The sequence below is a fragment of the Caulobacter sp. UNC358MFTsu5.1 genome (genome assembly GCF_000712075.1).
GTDB lineage: Bacteria > Pseudomonadota > Alphaproteobacteria > Caulobacterales > Caulobacteraceae > Caulobacter.
Genome location: NZ_JONW01000009.1, coordinates 383,166 through 400,722, shown reverse-complemented (window position 1 = coordinate 400,722; position 17,557 = coordinate 383,166). Strand labels below are relative to the sequence as shown.

Annotated in this window: 17 protein-coding genes and 4 tRNA genes; 15 read left to right on the top strand and 6 right to left on the bottom strand. The window is 69.0% G+C overall.

From position 1 onward, the window contains the following. Positions 1-27: 27 nt before the first annotated feature. Both BR39_RS0119070 and BR39_RS0119065 read right to left on the bottom strand, forming a co-directional pair. A complete protein-coding gene (locus BR39_RS0119070) occupies positions 28-615 on the bottom strand; it encodes a sigma-70 family RNA polymerase sigma factor (protein ID WP_029915119.1) in 588 nt (195 codons plus the stop codon). Positions 616-708: 93 nt separating this feature from the next. After that, positions 709-1,356, bottom strand: coding sequence for a DsbA family oxidoreductase (locus BR39_RS0119065; RefSeq protein ID WP_029915117.1), 648 nt, complete (start codon positions 1,354-1,356; stop codon positions 709-711). A 155-nt stretch (positions 1,357-1,511) separates the two neighbouring features. On the opposite strand from BR39_RS0119065, the gene argC reads away from it, so the two are divergent. Then, complete coding sequence (gene argC, locus BR39_RS0119060; RefSeq protein ID WP_029915115.1) at positions 1,512-2,459, top strand: N-acetyl-gamma-glutamyl-phosphate reductase; 948 nt, start codon at positions 1,512-1,514, stop codon at positions 2,457-2,459. Between the two features lie 10 nt (positions 2,460-2,469). Here the strand turns inward: argC and BR39_RS0119055 are convergent, their stop codons facing one another. Together BR39_RS0119055 and soxR are read right to left on the bottom strand one after the other, a co-directional pair. Next, positions 2,470-3,069 carry a DUF1287 domain-containing protein gene (locus BR39_RS0119055; protein ID WP_231499509.1) on the bottom strand — a complete coding sequence of 200 codons (600 nt, stop codon included), beginning with the start codon at positions 3,067-3,069 and terminating at the stop codon, positions 2,470-2,472. A gap of 119 nt (positions 3,070-3,188) precedes the next feature. Beyond that, complete coding sequence (gene soxR / locus BR39_RS25450; RefSeq protein WP_304413048.1) at positions 3,189-3,641, bottom strand: redox-sensitive transcriptional activator SoxR; 453 nt, start codon at positions 3,639-3,641, stop codon at positions 3,189-3,191. Positions 3,642-3,746: 105 nt separating this feature from the next. Between soxR and BR39_RS0119045 the strand changes: the two genes are divergently transcribed. Beyond that, on the top strand, positions 3,747-4,103 hold the full coding sequence (locus tag BR39_RS0119045; protein WP_029915111.1) for an antibiotic biosynthesis monooxygenase: 357 nt from the start codon (positions 3,747-3,749) through the stop codon (positions 4,101-4,103). Here BR39_RS0119045 and BR39_RS0119040 read toward each other — a convergent pair whose 3' ends face one another. Further along, the gene (locus tag BR39_RS0119040; RefSeq protein WP_029915109.1) at positions 4,104-6,107 is read right to left on the bottom strand and encodes a class I poly(R)-hydroxyalkanoic acid synthase; all 2,004 of its coding nucleotides are present in this window, start codon (positions 6,105-6,107) and stop codon (positions 4,104-4,106) included. A 95-nt stretch (positions 6,108-6,202) separates the two neighbouring features. On the opposite strand from BR39_RS0119040, the gene BR39_RS0119035 reads away from it, so the two are divergent. The 13 genes from BR39_RS0119035 to BR39_RS0118975 all read left to right on the top strand — a co-directional run bounded on the left by BR39_RS0119035 (position 6,203) and on the right by BR39_RS0118975 (position 15,828). After that, positions 6,203-6,685 (top strand): hypothetical protein, encoded by a 483-nt coding sequence (locus BR39_RS0119035; protein WP_029915108.1) that lies wholly within the window; start codon positions 6,203-6,205, stop codon positions 6,683-6,685. A gap of 109 nt (positions 6,686-6,794) precedes the next feature. Then, on the top strand, positions 6,795-8,015 hold the full coding sequence (locus BR39_RS0119030) for an LL-diaminopimelate aminotransferase (RefSeq protein ID WP_029915106.1): 1,221 nt from the start codon (positions 6,795-6,797) through the stop codon (positions 8,013-8,015). Between the two features lie 59 nt (positions 8,016-8,074). Then, entirely contained in the window at positions 8,075-9,364 is a 1,290-nt protein-coding gene (locus BR39_RS0119025; RefSeq protein ID WP_029915104.1) for a homoserine dehydrogenase, read from the top strand. Between the two features lie 52 nt (positions 9,365-9,416). Then, on the top strand, positions 9,417-10,370 hold the full coding sequence (gene glpX, locus BR39_RS0119020) for a class II fructose-bisphosphatase (protein WP_029915102.1): 954 nt from the start codon (positions 9,417-9,419) through the stop codon (positions 10,368-10,370). Between the two features lie 145 nt (positions 10,371-10,515). Then, on the top strand, positions 10,516-11,493 hold the full coding sequence (locus tag BR39_RS0119015) for a class 1 fructose-bisphosphatase (RefSeq protein WP_029915100.1): 978 nt from the start codon (positions 10,516-10,518) through the stop codon (positions 11,491-11,493). 238 nt (positions 11,494-11,731) lie between these two features. Beyond that, the gene (recJ, locus tag BR39_RS0119010; RefSeq protein ID WP_029915098.1) at positions 11,732-13,546 is read left to right on the top strand and encodes a single-stranded-DNA-specific exonuclease RecJ; all 1,815 of its coding nucleotides are present in this window, start codon (positions 11,732-11,734) and stop codon (positions 13,544-13,546) included. Positions 13,547-13,615: 69 nt separating this feature from the next. Further along, positions 13,616-13,690: transfer RNA gene (locus tag BR39_RS0119005), tRNA-Glu, on the top strand. A 53-nt stretch (positions 13,691-13,743) separates the two neighbouring features. After that, positions 13,744-13,818: transfer RNA gene (locus BR39_RS0119000), tRNA-Glu, on the top strand. A 173-nt stretch (positions 13,819-13,991) separates the two neighbouring features. Next, complete coding sequence (cspD, locus tag BR39_RS0118995) at positions 13,992-14,591, top strand: stationary phase survival cold shock domain protein CspD (RefSeq protein ID WP_029915096.1); 600 nt, start codon at positions 13,992-13,994, stop codon at positions 14,589-14,591. A 108-nt stretch (positions 14,592-14,699) separates the two neighbouring features. Further along, positions 14,700-15,212: a DUF192 domain-containing protein gene (locus tag BR39_RS0118990; protein ID WP_029915094.1), complete on the top strand. Its 513-nt coding sequence runs from the start codon at positions 14,700-14,702 to the stop codon at positions 15,210-15,212. A 71-nt stretch (positions 15,213-15,283) separates the two neighbouring features. Further along, positions 15,284-15,360 (top strand) — tRNA-Pro (locus tag BR39_RS0118985). 46 nt (positions 15,361-15,406) lie between these two features. Beyond that, positions 15,407-15,712: an ETC complex I subunit gene (locus tag BR39_RS0118980; RefSeq protein WP_029915091.1), complete on the top strand. Its 306-nt coding sequence runs from the start codon at positions 15,407-15,409 to the stop codon at positions 15,710-15,712. Positions 15,713-15,751: 39 nt separating this feature from the next. Beyond that, positions 15,752-15,828 (top strand) — tRNA-Arg (locus tag BR39_RS0118975). Positions 15,829-15,895: 67 nt separating this feature from the next. Here BR39_RS0118975 and treF read toward each other — a convergent pair. Further along, positions 15,896-17,476: an alpha,alpha-trehalase TreF gene (gene treF / locus BR39_RS0118970; protein ID WP_029915089.1), complete on the bottom strand. Its 1,581-nt coding sequence runs from the start codon at positions 17,474-17,476 to the stop codon at positions 15,896-15,898. Positions 17,477-17,557 lie beyond the last annotated feature (81 nt).

The window sequence follows — 17,557 nt, the reverse complement described above, 5'->3', positions numbered from 1 at the left end:
CTTTTCAGTTCGTCCAGCGTGTGGCCGCTAGGCGGCCTGACGCGACCGGTAATCGTCGATCTGGCGGAAGATCGAGGCCATGGCCGCGTGGGCCGGCATCTGGTCTTCGGTGATCCGGCCCTCGGCGAAGATCAGGGCCAGGCGATCGCGCGCGCGGCTGACGCGGCTCTTGATCGTGCCCAGGGCGGCGCCGGTGACCTCGGCGACTTCCTCGTAGGACATCCCAGCGGCGCCGATCAGGATCAGGGCCTCGCGCTGGTCGGGCGGCAGCATGTCCAGCGCCCGGCGCATCTCGTCCAGCTCCAGGGCGGCGGTCGGGTTGGAGTTCGAGACCAGGGTGCGCTCGGCGACCTCCGGGTCCAGCGCGCACGAGCGCCACGAGCGGCGCTTCTCGGAGTAGAAGACGTTGCGCAGGATCATGAAGGTCCAGGCCTTCATGTTGGTGCCCGGCTGATAGGAGGCGCGCGAGGCCAAGGCCTTGGCCAGGGCGTCCTGGGCCAGGTCGTCGCCGTGGCTGGCGTTGCCGGTCAGCGAGCGGCCGAAGGCGCGCAGATGCGGGATCAGGCTGACGAGCTCACGTTCGAAAGCGGTTTGGGCCGAAGTCTGATTGGTCATGCGGATAATCCCCGTTCGGGGAATGAACGTCCTCGCCGGACTAAGGCTCCGCTTCTCGGTAAATAAATTTGACCGAACGCCGGTCAGGTCCCGTCAGGCCTCGGCGGCGATCTGGCGCAGGGCCTGTTCGAAATACTCCGGCGGCTGGCCGCCCGAGATCAGGTAGCGGTCGTTGATCACCACGGCCGGCACCGAATTGATCCCCGCGGCCTGCCAGCGGCGCTCGGCGTCGCGGACCTCCTGGCCGTACTGGCCCGAGGCCAGCACCTGGCGCGCGGCCGCCCCGTCGAGGCCCGCCTTCTCGGCGGCCGCCACCAGGACGTCGTGGTCGGCAGGGCTGAGCCCGTCGGTGAAATAGGCGTCGAACAGGGCCCGCTTGAGCGCCTTCTGGCCGCCGACGATCCCGGCCCAGTGCAGCAGGCGGTGGGCGTCGAAGGTGTTGTAGATGCGGCTGTTCTCGTTGGTCTTCATCGTGAAGCCCACCGAGGCGGCGCGTTCGTGGATGGCCTTGCGGTTGACCGCCGACTGTTCGGGCGTCGCACCGTATTTCTGACCGACGTGCTCGACGATGTTCTGGCCTTCCGGCGGCATGTTCGGGTTCAGCTCGAACGGCTGGAAGTGGATGTCGGCCTCGACCAGGTCGCCGACCCGCGCGAGCGCCGTCTCCAGACCGCCCAGGCCGACGATGCACCAGGGGCAGGAGACGTCGGAGACGAAGTCGATCTTCAGGGGCTTGGTCATGGCGATATCCGGTGGCGGGCGAGACCTCGGATATAGGATGGGCTCGGCGGATTGCACGGCGGACAATCCGGCCGGCGTGACCCAAAGACCCGTTTCGCTCGCGATCGGAGTACGCTAGAGGGACCGCTCCTCAAGTTCGGGTTACGGGAGGGCGCATGGCCCCCAAGGTCTTCATCGACGGCGAAGCGGGCACCACCGGGTTGCAGATCCGCGAGCGCCTGGTCGGTCGCAAGGACCTGCAGCTGGTCTCGATCGATCCGGACAAGCGCAAGGATCCTGAGGCCCGCAAGGCGATGCTGAACGGCGCCGACGCCGTGATCCTGTGCCTGCCCGACGACGCGGCCAAGGAAGCCGTGGCGCTGATCGAGGACCCGAAGGTCAAGGTGATCGACGCCTCGACGGCCCATCGCACCGCGGCCGGCTGGACCTACGGCTTCCCGGAGCTGGACGACGAGCAGCGCGGCAAGGTGGCCAAGTCGACGCGGGTGTCGAACCCCGGCTGCTACGCGACCGGCGCCATCGCCCTGGTGCGGCCGCTGGTCTCGAACGACATCATCGCCGCCGACCTGCCGCTCTCGTTCAACGCCGTGTCGGGCTATACCGGCGGCGGCAAGGCGATGATCGCCGAGTTCGAGGACGAGACCTCGCCGCACTATACCAAGGTCCCGTACCGCATCTACGCCACGGGCCTGAACCACAAGCACCTGCCCGAGATCCAGGCGCACGGCGGCCTGCTGACCCGGCCGATCTTCACCCCGGCCGTCGGGCGCTACGCTCAGGGCATGCTGGTGGAGCTGCCGCTGCACCTGAGCATGCTGAACGGCAGCGTCTCGATGAACGAGATCCACGAGGCCCTGGCCGACCACTACGACCGCGAAGCCTTCGTCGAGGTGGCGTCGCTACACGAGGCGAAAAGCCTGACGACCCTGGATCCCGAGGGGCTGAACAACACCAACCGCCTGAAGCTGTTCGTGTTCGGCTCGGAAAACAGCGGGCAGGTCCGCCTGGTGGCCCTGCTCGACAACCTGGGCAAGGGCGCGTCGGGCGCGGCGGTGCAGAACCTGAACCTGATGCTGGGGCTGAAGGAAGGCGCGGGGCTGTAGCGCCCACGCCTCACGCCCGCCAGCGGTAGTGCCCGACCGCCGTGTGGAGCTTGAACATCCACAGCGGCTCCTCCTTGGCGCCCCAGCCGATGTTGTGAACCACGCGCACGCGCTCGGGCCCCTGGCTGACCACGCCGATGTGCGGGCGGCCGCTCCAGACCCGCCAGGTCAGGATGTCGCCGGGCAGGGGATCGTCGAACCGGTCGCCGGCGGCCTTGGCGGGCGCGCGGGCCAGCAGGGCCTTCTGGCGTTCCAGATAGGTCTCCAGGTTCAGCACCCGGCGATGGTCGATATTGGAGTCCGGTCCCTTCAGGCCCCAGGCGCGCCGCGACGGATAGGCGTCGAAATTGCGGGTCATGTCCTCGTGGACCAGCTGCTGCAGGTCGGCCCGCCAGGCGTCGCGGGCCGCGCGCACCAGCACGTCGGCGCAGACCCCGGTCGAGCGGAGGACGTCGCCGTTGGGGTAGGGGATGGCGCGGTAGCTGGGGTCGTAGTCCCGGGTCACGCCCACCTGGCTGCGCGCGGCCTGGGCCAGGCGCTCGCCGCCGGCCGCGGCCGCCGGGCGCGCCACCGCTTCGCCCGCGCCGAGGATCGGCGTCGCGAGCAGCATCCCTAGTGCTGTCCGGCGATTGAGTCCCATGTCGGCAAGCTCGACCAGAATCCCGGCGAGTTTTGGGCGAACATGGGTCGCTGGTGTGGAGTTCCGGCGCGGGCGGCGTGCACCGGGGTTCAGCCGGGCTGGGGTTCCAGCAGCCGCGGCCCGGCGCCCTGGCCGCCCAGCACGTCCGCCGGGTTTCGAAGCGGGCAGGCCTTCAGCGACAGGCACCCGCAGCCGATGCAGTCGTCCAGCTGGTCGCGCAGCTGGGTGAGGCGGAGGATGCGTTCGTCCAGCTCGGCCCGCCAGGCGCGCGACAGCTCGGCCCATTCGTCGGCGGTCGGCGCGCGGCCGTCGGGCAGGCGGGACAGGGCGGCCTGGATCGAGGCCAGGGGGATGCCCGTGCGCTGGGCCACCTTGATCACCGCCACCCGCCGCAGGATCCCGCGCGGATAGCGCCGCTGGTTGCCCTCGGTCCGCAGGCTGCGGATCAGGCCCTTGGTCTCGTAGAAGTGCAGGGTCGAGACCGCCCGCCGCTGCGTTTGGCCACCTCGCCGACGCTGAGCGTGCCGCCGGGAAAGGCGCAATCCGGCGCCGTCTTTTCGAATTTCGGCATTGTCGCTTGACCTCAACTTTGGTTGAGGTTTTACACGGGGAGCTCCTTCCACGGCAACGTCCTTTCAGGAGCCTCCATGACCACGCTCACCGTCCCCGATTACGCCGCCGTCGCCGCCGCCCTGGCCGACCCGCCGGTCTTCAGCGTCAGCATCATCCAGACCAAGCCCGGCAAGTTCGACGAATTCGTCGCCCTGCAGCACGAGCAGTTCATGCGGGTGCGGGGCCAGGTCGCCGGCGTGCGCGGGACCCGGATGCTCAAGTCGCCCGCCAAGGGCGTGGTGGTCCTGGTGACGTCCTTCGACACCGCGCAGAACGCCGAGCGGTTCCGCAAGGACCCGCGCTTCACCGAGCACCTGGAACGCGTCCAGCCCCTGATCGACCGCGCCGAGGCGATGCCGGTCGAGCTGGCCTACGAGGTGGGCCTGATCTGATCAGGCGGCGGTGTCGGACCGTACACGGACGAAACTGCCCGGGGCGTCCTCGATCGCCTTGAGGACGCCCTTGGCCGGGTCCCGGGCCGGGACCTGCGGACCGGACCGGGCCTTCAGCCAGGCCGCCCAGTGCGGCCACCACGAGCCAGGATGCTCCACCGCGCCGGACCGCCAGCCCTCGACCGAGGCGGGCAGCTGCTCGTTGGTCCAGTGCTGGTACTTGTTGGCGTCCGGGTGGTTGATCACCCCGGCGATGTGACCCGAGCCGGCCATGGTGAAGGTCACCGGCCCGCCGAACGCCCGCGCGCCGCGATAGACGCTGGGATAGGGGGCGATGTGGTCGTCCTTGGACGACTGGACATAGATCGGCGTCTTGACCTTCGACAGGTCCAGCTGCTCGCCGCCCAGGGTCAGGCGGCCCGTGGTCAGGGCGTTGTCCTTGTAGAAATTGCGCAGGTAGAACAGGTGCAGCGCCTTGGGCATGCGCGTCTGGTCGGCGTTCCAGAACAGCAGGTCGAACGGCCGCGGCTCCTTGCCCATCAGGTAGTTGTTGATGAAGAACGACCAGATCAGGTCGTTGCCGCGCAGGCTGTTGAAGGTGTCGGCCATCGACTGGCTGGGCAGGTAGCCGCCCTGCTGGTCCATCAGGGACTCGATCGACTGCAGCCATTCCTCGTTGGTGAACAGCAGCAGGTCGCCGGCTTCCGAGAAGTCCTGCTGGGCCGCGAAGAAGGTGGCGGAATTGATCCGCTTGTCGCCCTTGGCGGCCATGTGGGCCAGGGCGCAGGACAGCAGGGTGCCGCCGATGCAGTAGCCGACGGTGTTGACCCGATCGACGCCCGCCTGGGTCATGACCTGCCGGGTCGCGTCGTAGATGCCTTCGAGCATGTAGTCCTCGAAGGTCTTCTTGGCCTGGTGGCTGTCGGGATTGACCCACGAGGCCACGAACACCGTGAAGCCCTGGCCGGTCAGCCAGCGGATCATCGAGTTCTCGGGCCGCAGGTCCAGGATGTAGAACTTGTTGATCCACGGCGGGAAGATCAGCAGCGGGATCTCGTGGACCGTCTCGGTGGTCGGCGAGAACTGCAGCAGCTGCAGGATGTCGTTCTGGTAGACCACCTTGCCCGGGGCGGTGGCGACGTTCTCGCCGACCTTGAACTTGGCCAGGTCGGTCTGGCTGATCGCCAGCTGGCCGCCGCCGCGTTCCAGGTCGGCGGCGAAGTTCTCCATACCGCGCACCAGGCTCTCGCCCTTGCTCTGCATCACCTCGCGTAGGGCGGCGGGGTTGGAGATCAGGAAGTTCGACGGCGAGAAGGCGTCGGTCAGCATCTTGGTGAAGAACTCGACCCGGCGCTTGGTGGCGGGATCGACGCCCTGGGCCTGCGAGACCAGGTCGTTCAGCCAGTTCGACGACAGCAGGTAGCTCTGCTTCATCATGTCGAACATCGGGTTGGACGCCCAGTCGGGGTCGCTGAACCGCTTGTCGCCGGGGGCGGGGGCGACCACGGGCTGGGTCGCTTCGCCCGTCGCCTTGCGGGCCGCCGACTGCCAAAGGTCCATATAGCGGCTGAACAGGTCGGCCTGGGCCCGCAGCAGCCGGTCGGGCTGGGCGGCCAGGCTGGTCATCACCTCGTTGAAGGCGGGACCGACGTGGAAGGGGTCGGGGCTGAGGGCGGCGGGGCGGTCGGCCTGGCGCAGGGCGGCCTCGGCGATCGCGCCCTGAGCGGTGACGGCGGCGCGGGCCAGGTTGGCCGACAGGGTCTCCAGCATCTGGCGCTGGTCCGGCGACAGGAAGGCCTCGAAGTCGGGCAGGGCGCCGGTCGGGAGGAGGGGCGCGGTCCGGGCGGTCGATTCGGCGTTCTGGGCGCGGAGCTCCGGCTCGGGATCGGCTTTCGGCGGAACCTTCGGCCCGGCCTTGCTCTTGGTCTTGGCGGCGGTCGGCGCCGCGTCCGCCTTGGCGGCGGGCTTTTTGCGCGGTTTGGGGGAGGTTTCGGTCGTGGCCATGGAGCTCCTTGCACCGTCATCTCTTCGACCATCTCGCCTTGGCGGCGCGGATGGCCTTTCGCTCGCCGCGATCATCGCATAAGACCTGAGACAAGATGAACGTCGAAACCGGTAAAATCGTACGGGCCAGCGTACTCTTTCGCGGCGCGGCTCTCGTGGCCCTGCTGGCGGGTCTGAGCGCCTGCGCTTCGTCGCTGTCGTCCGTTTCGCCGTTCACGCCGCCGCCGGTCGATCCCAACTCGCCGATCGCCGCCGCCGCCAACGCCGCGGCCAAGGACTCCAAGCACGCCGACCTGCCGCGCTTCATCGACATCCCGCCGATCCCGACCGACGTGCGCACGCCCGTCGAGTTCAAGAAGGCCGTGGGCGCCGAAAAGGTGGCCGCCGACAAGCTGAAGCGCGACACCGCGCCCAACACCTGGACCCTGTCGGACACCGAAGGCTACGCCGCCCAGGCCCGCAAGGTCGGCAAGGCGCCGCCCAGCGACATCCCCACCGACGCCGACCGCGCCGCGACCGAAGCCTTCGCAAAGGCGGCGCGCGATCGAGCTACCGCGCCTCCGTCCAAGCCCCAATAGGGCGACGGAGGCATAAAATTCCCGTAACTGGCTTGGCTATGCCCCGCTCGGGGTCTATCCATGCCCGACATCCGCTCCCGGCGCGCCGCTGCGGCGCAATGAGCATTTCATGACCTCCGATTTCCACCGTATCCGCCGCCTCCCGCCCTACGTCTTCGAGGAGGTGAACAAGATCAAGGCGCGCCTCCGCGCCGAGGGCACCGACATCATCGACTTCGGGATGGGCAATCCCGACATGCCCACGCCCAAGCATATCGTCGACAAGCTGATCGAGACCGCCCGCGACCCCAAGGCCGGCCGCTACTCGGCCTCCAAGGGCATCGCCGGCCTGCGCAAGGCCATGGCCGGCTACTACGGCCGCCGCTTCGGCGTGAAGCTGAACCCCGACACCGAGGTGATCGCCACCCTGGGCTCGAAGGAAGGCTTCGCCAACCTCGCCCAGGCCCTGACCGCGCCGGGCGACGTGATCATCTGCCCGAACCCGGCCTATCCGATCCACGCCTTCGGCTTCATCATGGCCGGCGGCGTGATCCGCCACGTGCCGGCCCTGTCGCCCGAGCAGTACCTGTCCAACATCAGCCGCGCCGCCAAGCACTCGGTGCCGCCCGCCAGCGTGCTGATCCTGTCCTACCCGTCCAACCCGACCGCCCAATGGGTGGACCTGGACTTCTACAAGGACGCCGTCGCCCTGGCGAAGAAGCACGACCTGCTGGTGATCAGCGACGTGGCCTACGGCGAGATCTATTTCGACAACAACCCGCCGCCGTCGATCTTACAGGTCGAGGGCGCCAAAGACATCGCGGTCGAGGTCAACTCGCTGTCGAAGACCTACGCCATGGCCGGCTGGCGGGTGGGCATGGTGGTCGGCAACGCCCGCATCTGCGCCGCCTTGGCCCGCGTGAAGTCGTACCTGGACTACGGCGCCTACACCCCGGTGCAGGTGGCCGCCGCCGCGGCCCTGAACGGCCCGCAGGACTGCGTCGACGAGATCCGCGCCATCTACAAGGGCCGCCGCGACACCCTGGTGTCGTCGATGGCGCGCGCCGGCTGGGAGATCCCCAATCCGCCGGCCTCGATGTTCGCCTGGGCCAAGATCCCGCCGCAGTTCGAGGCCGCCGGCTCGATGCTGTTCTCGCGCCTGCTGATCGAGGAGGCCGGCGTCGCCGTCGCGCCCGGCATCGGCTTCGGCGAGTACGGCGAGGGCTATGTCCGCATCGGACTCGTCGAGAACGAGCAGCGGATCAAGCAGGCCGCCCGCAACGTCAAGAAGTTCATCGCCAACGCCGACACGATCCTGGCCAAGGCGCACAACAAGATGGAACAGGTCTAGGGCGCCGCCAAATCCCCTGAAGGATGGGCAGTCCGGCCGCTGGAACTAGGAACGCGAATATGACCCAGAAGACCTGGCGCGTCGGCGTCGCCGGCCTCGGCACCGTCGGCGGAGGGCTGTTGCAGTTCCTGGCCGAGCAGCCGGACTTCGCGCCGGCCGGCGACCGGGCGGTGGTGACGGCGGTCTCGGCCCGTTCCAAGTCGCGGCCGCGCACGGTCGACATCTCGGGCCTGGCCTGGTTCGACGACCCGGTGGCCCTGGCCTCGTCGCCGGACGTCGACCTGTTCGTCGAGCTGGTGGGCGGCAGCGACGGCCCGGCGAAGGCGGCCGTCGAGGCGGCGCTCAAGCTGGGCAAGCCGGTGGTCACCGCCAACAAGGCCCTGATCGCCGAGCACGGCGCCGAACTGGCGGCCCTGGCCGAGGCCAACGACGCCCCGCTGCTGTTCGAGGCCGCGGTCATGGGCGGCACGCCGGCGGTGAAGATGCTGCGCGAGGCCATGGTCGGCGACGAGGTCGTGGGCGTGGCCGGCATCCTCAACGGCACCTGCAACTTCATCCTCAGCGAGATGGAGAAGACCGGCCGCGACTTCGCCGACGTGCTGCGCGAGGCGCAGGGCCTGGGCTACGCCGAGGCCGATCCGACCATGGACGTCGGCGGCTTCGACGCCGGCCACAAGATCAGCATCCTGGCCGCCCTGGCCTTCGGCTGCGCGCCCGACTTCGACGCCGCCGAGATCGAGGGCATAAGCGACGTCGAACTGCTGGATATCAAGCTGGCCAAGGACCTGGGCTATCGCATCAAGCTGGTGGCCGGCGCGGCCAAGAGCGACGACGGCGTGTCGGTGAAGGTGCATCCCTCGCTCGTCCCGCTGGAGCATCCGCTGGCCCAGGCGGGCGGCGCGCTCAACGCCCTGTTCATCGAGGGCAAGCGGATCGGCCGGATCTTCATCCAGGGGCCGGGCGCGGGCGCGGGTCCGACCGCCGCCGCCGTGGCCGCCGACATCGCCGACGTCATGACCGGCGCTCGTCGTCCGGTGTTCCAGGCGCCGGCCGGTCAGCTGAAGCCGTTCGTGGCCGTCGATCCGGCCCGTTCGGTGGGCAAGGCCTATCTGCGGATCATGGTCCGCGACGAGCCCGGCGCCATCGCCGCCATCTCCGAGACCCTGGCCGAATGCGGCGTCTCGATCGACAGCTTCCTGCAGAAGCCGGTCGAAGGCGCGGGCGGCGTTCCGATCGTGCTCGTTACGCACGCGACTCCCGAATCCAATCTCCTCGACGCGATTAGTCGCATCGAAAAACTGCACGCCGTGCTAGAGCGTCCCCGCCTTTTGCGCGTCGCGCGCATCTGAGAGCCGCGCCAAGCGGCCGGGACTTGAGCCTCGCATAGGCTGGGAGACGTTGATGAGTTCGAAGACCCTGGACCGTTCGCTGGTCCTGGACGCGGTTCGCGTGACGGAAGCCGCCGCCATCGCCTCGTGGTCGATGGTGGGGCGGGGCGACGAGAAGGCGGCCGACCAGGCCGCGGTCGACGCCATGCGCAACACGCTGAACGAGCTGGCGATCGACGGCGAGATCGTGATCGGCGAGGGCGAGCGCGACGAAGCGCCCATGCTCTATATCGGCGAGAAGGTCGGCACGGGGCAGGGCCCCGCCATCGACATCGCCCTGGACCCGCTGGAAGGCACCACCCTGACGGCCAAGGCCATGCCCAACGCCCTGGCGGTGATGGCCTGGGCGCCCAAGGGCAGCCTGCTGAACGCCCCCGACACCTACATGGACAAGATCGCCTGCGGTCCGGGCCTGCCGGCCGGGGTGATCGACCTGGACAAGTCGCCGGCCGATAACGTCAAGGCCGTCGCCGCCGCCAAGGGCGTCGATCCCAAGCACATCACCGTCTGCGTGCTGGACCGTCCGCGTCACGCCGAGATCATCGCCAGCATCCGGTCGGTGGGCGCGCGGGTCAATCTGATCACGGACGGCGACGTGGCCGGGGTGATCGCCACCACCGATCCGTCGACCGGCATCGACCTCTATGTCGGCTCCGGCGGCGCGCCCGAGGGCGTCCTGGCCTGCGCGGCGCTGAAGTGCGTCGGCGGCCAGTTCCAGGGGCGCCTGCTGTTCCGAAATGGCGACGAGCGCGCCCGCGCCGCCCGCTGGGGCATCACCGACCTCGACAAGAAGTACGACCTGCACGAGATCGTCCGCGCCGACGCGATCTTCGCCGCGACCGGCGTCACCTGGGGCAACCTGCTGGACGGGGTGACCTACAAGGACGGCTTCGTCCACACCCACACCCTGGTCATGAACTCGTCGACCGGCACGGTGCGCGAAGTGCGGATGAAGCGGAAGGCCTAGCGGTCTTCCGGCGGACAGTCGCCGATCCGTCGCCGGAAAATGCGTCACAACAACATCCTAGAGCGGTAAGCTGATCCAGCCGGATCGGAAATCGCGCCGCGCGCGCTATGGTCGCGCCGAATCTTTCTTTCCCAAGAGGCCCCGCATGACCACGCTGACCGATCTCGCCGGATGGCTCTCTGACGAGCCGGCGGGCGACGAGGTGAAGGCCGTCGTCACCGTCATCGCCGGGGCCTGCGCCAGGATCAGCAAGGTCGTGGCCTCCGGCGCGATCTCGGGCAGCCTGGGCGCCGCCGGCGTGGTCAACGTCCAGGACGAAGAACAGAAGAAGCTCGACATCATCACCAACGACATCCTGCGCGACGCGCTGCAGGGCTGTCCCCTGGTGGCCGGCCTGGCCTCCGAGGAACTGGAGATGGTCGAGGCCACGGGCGCCGTCGGCGGCTATCTGGTCACCTTCGACCCGCTGGACGGCTCCAGCAACATCGACGTCAACGTCTCGGTCGGCACGATCTTCTCGATCCTGCCCGCGCCGGCCGGCGTGGCGCCCAGCGAAGCCGACTTCCTGCTGCCCGGCCGCAACCAGGTCGCCGCCGGCTACGCCGTCTACGGCCCGCAGACCATGCTGGTGCTGACCCTGTCGAAGGGCGTCGTGGGCTTCACCCTGGACGCCGACGGCGCCTGGCGGCTGACCCACCCGACCGTCGCCATCCCCGCCGACACCGCCGAGTTCGCCATCAACATGTCCAACCAGCGCCACTGGGCCGCGCCGGTGCGCCGCTATATCGACGGCTGCCTGCAGGGCAAGACGGGGCCGCGGGGCAAGAACTTCAACATGCGCTGGGTCGCCTCGATGGTGGCCGACGTCCATCGCATCCTGATGCGCGGCGGCGTCTTCATGTACCCCTGGGACGCTCGCGAGCCCGACAAGCCAGGCAAGCTGCGCCTGCTGTACGAAGCCAACCCCATGTCGCTGATCGTCGAACGGGCGGGCGGCAAGTCGACCGACGGCGTCACCCCGATCCTCGACCTTCAGCCTATCAAGCTGCACCAGCGCGTGCCGGTGGTGCTGGGCTCGGCCAACGAGGTCGAGGTGGTCGTCGCCGAGACGGCGGCGGGCTGATCCGGATCGGGGACATGCCCTAGCGGCGTGTCCCCAAGTCTTGGCGCGGTGGATGTTGATGGGGAGACGCCCAAGGGCATGTCCCCGGTCTGCGTCCGTTTCTGACGCATCCGCGACCTATCTTCCCAGCATCGCCCCGTCCGTGGAGCGAATCCGCCGAAGCGCGTAGGCTCGGGAGATGACCACGACAGCCAAGCTCAGCATCGCCGGCCGTCTTCCCGCACGGGAGGGCTGAGCCATGGCCGACGGACACGTCCCGCTCGACGCCCGCCACTTCCTCGGCGTCGAGCGGTCGATCAGCGGTCGGGCCTGGCGCGAGCGGCCGGGCGACGCAGGCGTAGCCCGCAGCCACCAGCAGATGCACGGCCTGTCCGAGCCCCTGGCTCGGGCCCTGGCCTCGCGCGGCGTGGGCGTCGACGCGGCCGAGCACTATCTGCGGCCCACCCTGAAGGCGCTGTTCCCCGACCCGTCCAGCTTCACCGACATGGACCGGGCCGCCGAGATCCTGATCGACGCCCTGGAAAGCGGCCGGCCGACCATGGTGTTCGCCGACTACGACGTCGACGGCGCCACCAGCGCCGCCCAGCTGGTGCGCTGGTTCCGCTACATGGGCGTCGAGCTGCCCATCTACATTCCCGACCGCCTGACCGAGGGCTATGGCCCCAGTCCGGCGGCCTTCAAGACCATCCGCGACGGCGGGGCCGAGCTGGTCGTCACCCTGGATTGCGGCGCGGCCGCCTACGACGCCATCGCCAGCGCCGCGACCATCGGCCTCGAAGTGGTGGTGATCGACCACCACCTGATGCGCGAAGACCCGCCGGCCGCCGCCGCCGTAGTCAATCCCAACCGCCCGGGCTGCCAGAGCGGGCAGGGGGTTCTGGCCGCCGCCGGCGTGACCTTCGTGCTGCTGGCCGCCCTGAACCGCGAGGCCCGCAAGCGCGGCCTGTTCACCGAGGAACGGCCCCAGCCGGACCTGCGCCAGTGGCTGGACCTGGTGGCCATGGGCGAGGTCTGCGACGTCACCCAGCTGGTCGGCTTCAACCGGGCCCTGACCACCCTGGGCCTGCGCACCATGTCCAGCTGGGGCAATCCGGGCCTCAAGGCCCTGTTCCAGGTGGGCAAGGGCTCGGGCCCCGCCTCGGTGTTCCATGCCGGCTTCATCCTGGGGCCGCGCATCAACGCCGGCGGACGGATCGGCCGCTCGGACCTGGGCGCGCGCCTGCTGTCCACGGACGACCCGCTGGAGGCCCAGGCCCTGGCCGAGGAGCTGGACGGCCTGAACACCGAGCGCAAGGCCGTCGAGGCCGCCGTGGTGGAAGAGGCCGCGGCCGTGCTGGAGCGCGGCAGCAACTTCAATCCCGACGCCCCGGTGATCGTCGTGGCGGGGGAGGGGTGGCACCCCGGCGTGATCGGCATCGTCGCCGGCCGCCTGCGCGAGCGCTATCGCAAGCCCGTGGTGGTGATCGGCGTCGACCGCGCCGCCAATGTCGGAAAGGGGTCCGGCCGCTCGCAGCCGGGCGTCAACCTAGGCGCGGCGATCCAGGCGGCCTTCGAGGCGGGCCTGCTGATGGCCGGCGGCGGCCACGCCATGGCGGCGGGCCTGTCGATCCGTCCCGATTCGATTCCCGAGTTCCGCGCCTTCCTGGAGGAGCGCCTGGCCGGCGAGATGGAAGCCGTCGGCGTCGAGGCGGTCGAGATCGACGCCCTGGTCCAGCCCCGGGCCGCCAACCGCGCCCTGTGGAGCGAGTTCCAGCAGTTGGCGCCGTTCGGTCCGGGCAATCCCGAGCCGATGTTCGCCCTGGCCGGAGTCCGGCCCGAACGGATGATGGCGATGAAGGGCGGCCACGTGCGGGTCGATCTGGTCGGGCCGTCGGGCGACCGAATCAAGGCCATCTCCTGGCGGTCGGCCGAGACCCCGCTGGGCGAGCGCCTGCTGGCCGGCGGGGGAGCCCTGCACGTCGTGGGCCGTCTGAAACCGGACGATTATATGGGCCGGGAAGGCGTCCAGCTGGAGATCGAGGACGTCGCCGACCCCCGCATGCGCGTGACCTGAAAAAACTGCTCTTCGTCGCTTGCGCCCCGGGGGGAAGCTTTGTATATCGCCTGCTCTTCGCGGCCACGCGGTCCCTTCGTCTATCGGTTAGGACGCCAGATTTTCATTCTGGAGAGAGGGGTTCGACTCCCCTAGGGACTGCCACCGCGAAGCTACTTAGACTTTACATGCGAATACCCGCCTAATGCAGGCGCCGTGGTCCCTTCGTCTATCGGTTAGGACGCCAGATTTTCATTCTGGAGAGAGGGGTTCGACTCCCCTAGGGACTGCCACCCACCACGGACATTTCAGGTTTATGTCGGTCTAGGCGCTGCGACGAAATGTCGCGTACGCCTCGCGATCGCCTTTTCACGTCAATTGGTTATTGACGGCTCTCTTCTCGCGAGAACAGTGTTATTCTGTGGTGCTCGCCCCCTGGGCTGTCTGGGCGAGCCAGAGGGGCGGAATGTCTGGTTTCGATTTCGAGGACTCGGGATCGCATGAGGAATTCGTGCGTATCAGCGGTCGCGTGAAGTGGTTCGACACGGGAAAGGGGTACGGGTTCATCGTCCCCGACGATCCGGGTCAGACCGGCCTGAAGGACGTGCTGCTGCACGTCACGTCTCTGCGCAGCTGCGGCCGGGAAACGGCGCTGGAGGGCGCGATCATCGTCTGCGACGTGGTCAAGCGTCCCAAGGGCTGGCAGGTGTCCGAGGTGGTGGACCTGGACGAGAGCGCCGCGCCGGCGCCCCTGGAGCGGCCCAAGCGGTCGTTCGGCGAAGGCGTGGGCATGCGCCGCGACCACTTCCGTTCGGGCGTCGACAGCGGCCGCCAGATGCTGGAGCCCGTCGGGCCGGCCGAGCGCGCCAAGGTCAAGTGGTTCAACCGCACCAAGGGCTACGGCTTCGTCGTCCGCGACGGCCAGCCGGGCGACATCTTCGTGCATATCGAGACCCTGCGTCGCGGCGGCCTGGAGGACCTCCAGCCGGGCGACGACGTCATGGTGCGTTTCGCGGAAGGCCCTAAGGGCCTGGTGGTGGCCGAGATCACCGCCGGCGAGGACTGACCTCCAAGGACCGGCTTTCGCCATGGCGGCGTGACGTCGTAGGATCGCCGCGCCGCGGGACGCGGCGAGGATGATGAGGCGCGTGTGACATTCATGAGGACGATCGGGATGACGACGATCGGACGACGCGCCCTGGCGCTGGTCGTCCTGGCCCTGTTCTCCAGCCTGTCGATCGCCGCGCCCGCCCAGGCGTGGCAGGCCAAGCCCAAGCCGGCGCCGGCCGCCGCCAAGCCCTCGGCCAAGCTCGACACGGTCGAGATCCTGACCAGCCGGGGACGGGCCAGGTTCACCGTCGAACTGGCCGTGACCAAGGCCGAGCAGGAGCGGGGCCTGATGTTCCGCAAGTCGCTGGCCCCCGACCGCGGCATGCTGTTCCCGTACAACCCGCCCCAGCGGGCGGCGTTCTGGATGAAGAACACCCTGATCCCGCTGGACATCATCTATATCGCGCCCGACGGCCGGGTGCTGTCGATCGCCCGCAACGCGGTGCCGCACGACGAGACGCCGATCCCCTCCGGCGGCGTGATCCGGGGCGTGCTCGAGATCCCCGGCGGCCGCGCCGCCCAGCTGGGCATCCTGCCCGGCGACCGGGTGCTCAACAAAATCTTCCCGAAAGGCTGATTTCTTTCAGGACGTCCGGCGTTCCGTTTGCCCCCGGCGGCGAAGCCCTGTAGAGCAGCCGCTCGGTGTTTCGGAGCGTAGCGCAGCCTGGTAGCGCATCTGGTTTGGGACCAGAGGGTCGCAGGTTCAAATCCTGCCGCTCCGACCACCTAGACCCCCTTCCGAGGGGTGACGATCGACCTGGAGAGGCCCTCATGCTCGCGCGCATCTACCGCCCCGCCAAGACCGCCATGCAGTCCGGCAAGGCCAAGACCAAGGACTGGGTTCTGGAGTTCGAACCGGCCTCGGCCAGACGTCCCGATCCGCTGATGGGCTGGACCCAGTCGAGCGACATGAACGGCCAGGTGCGCCTGAACTTCGAGACCCGCGACGAGGCCGTGGCCTACGCCCAGCGTCACGAGATCTCGTTCCAGCTGTTCGAGCCCAAGACGCCCAAGCGGATCATCAAGGCCTACGCCGACAACTTCGCCGCCGGCCGCAAGCAACCCTGGACGCACTAGGCTTTCCGCCCCAAGCTTCCCGGATTCCCCAAGGGATCCGCGCCCTTAGCTCAGCTGGATAGAGCACTCGCCTTCTAAGCGAGCGGTCGCTGGTTCGAATCCAGCAGGGCGCGCCACTCCTGCATTAGAGCGTGACGCGATAGGCCAGAGTCGCCGAAGGGCGCCGGGTTCCGATCGGGATTCTCACGGCGCGGCGTAGAGGTCGAGCAGGGCGCGGGTCACGCCGTTGGTCCAGCCGAAGCCGTCCTGCAGCGGGTACTCGCCGCCGCCGCCGGCCTTGGCCTCCTCGACGTCGTACTTCTCCAGCATCTTGCCGCTGGCCTGGTATTCGCGGGCCACGGTGGCCAGCCAGCGCTGGCCGATGGTCTTGGCCAGGTCGTCCTCGCCGTAGCGGCGCAGGCCCGAGACCGCCGCCCATTGCAGCGGGGCCCAGCCGTTGGGCGTGTCCCACTGCTGGCCGGTGGCGACGGTGGTGGTGCGCAGGCCGCCGGGCGCGAGCAGCAGGGCGCGGGTGGTCGCCGCCACGGCCTTGGCCTGGTCGGCGCTCGCGGCCCCGACGAACAGCGGATAGAGGGTGGCCGCGCTGGGATGGTCCAGCCGCGCCCGCTCGCGCCACTGGTAGTCCAGATAGAGCCCGCGCGGGGCGTCCCAGAGATAGGCGTCCATCGCCGCCCGGCGGGCCTTGGCGCGGCCGCTGAACTCGGCGACGCAGGGGGCGTCGGTCAGATGGGCGCAGCCCTGGGCGATCGCCGTCTCCAGACCGAACAGCAGGGCGTTGAGGTCGACCGGGATGATCGCGGTGGTCTGGATGGACTTGAGGTTCTTGCCGTCGGCCATCCAGCGCGAGCTGAAGTCCCAGCCGCTTTCGGCTCCCGAGCGCAGGTCGCGGAAGACGTCGCCGGCCGGACGGTTCGTGACCTCTCGCGCCGTCAGCACGTCCTCTCGGTAGGACTCGTCGCGCGGCGTCGTGCGGTCGTCGGCGTAGCGGTTGAGGATCGCGCCGTCGGGCAGGGCCACGACGCGGCGATACGCCTGGCCCGGCGCCAGGGTCTTCTCGCCGTCCATCCAAAAGGCGTGCTCGCGGCGCATCAGGTCCAGGCGCTGCTTGAACCGCGCCTTGTCGGTCTTGTCCGCGAGCCCCACCATGGCGAAGTAGAACGGCGGCTGCGAGCGGCTGAGATAATAGGTGCGCGTGCCGTTGGGGATGTGGCCGTAGCGGTCGATCAGCCCGCCGAAGTCGTCGACCATGTTCTCGACCGCGTCCTGCCGGCCGTCGGCGGCCAGGCCCAGCATCGTGAAGTAGCTGTCCCAGTAGTACATCTCGCGGAAGCGCCCGCCGGGCACCACGAACGGCTTCTCCAGGGGCAGGGCGCTGTCGCCGTCGACCGGCGTGACCGGCGGACGGGTCAGCACCGGCCACAGGGCGGCGATGTGGGCCTTCAGGGTGATGCGGTCCTTGGACGGCGGCGGCGCGGGCGGACTTTGCGGCACCACGAAATTGGCGGTCACGAACCGCTTCAGCTCGGCGTCGGTGAAGGCCGCGTGGGCGCGGTAGGCGGCCAGGATCCGGTCGGGCGGACGTTTGGGCGTGGCGTCGACGAAGGTCTTCCCGTCCGGGAACAGCCTGCGCATCTGCACCTGGTGGAACAGCTCGGCATAGGTGTCGGCGGGGGAGGCGATCTCGCCGGCCGTCGTCTGGGCGAAGGCGGGCGCGGCGAGGGCGAGCCAGGCGATGGAGGCGGCTAGGACGTGGCGACGGTTCACGGCGTTCCTCCGAAGGCGAACAGCTCTAGCTCAAGAACGGGAAAAGCGCGGATCGGGTCCGAGGGAGGGACCCGATCCGCC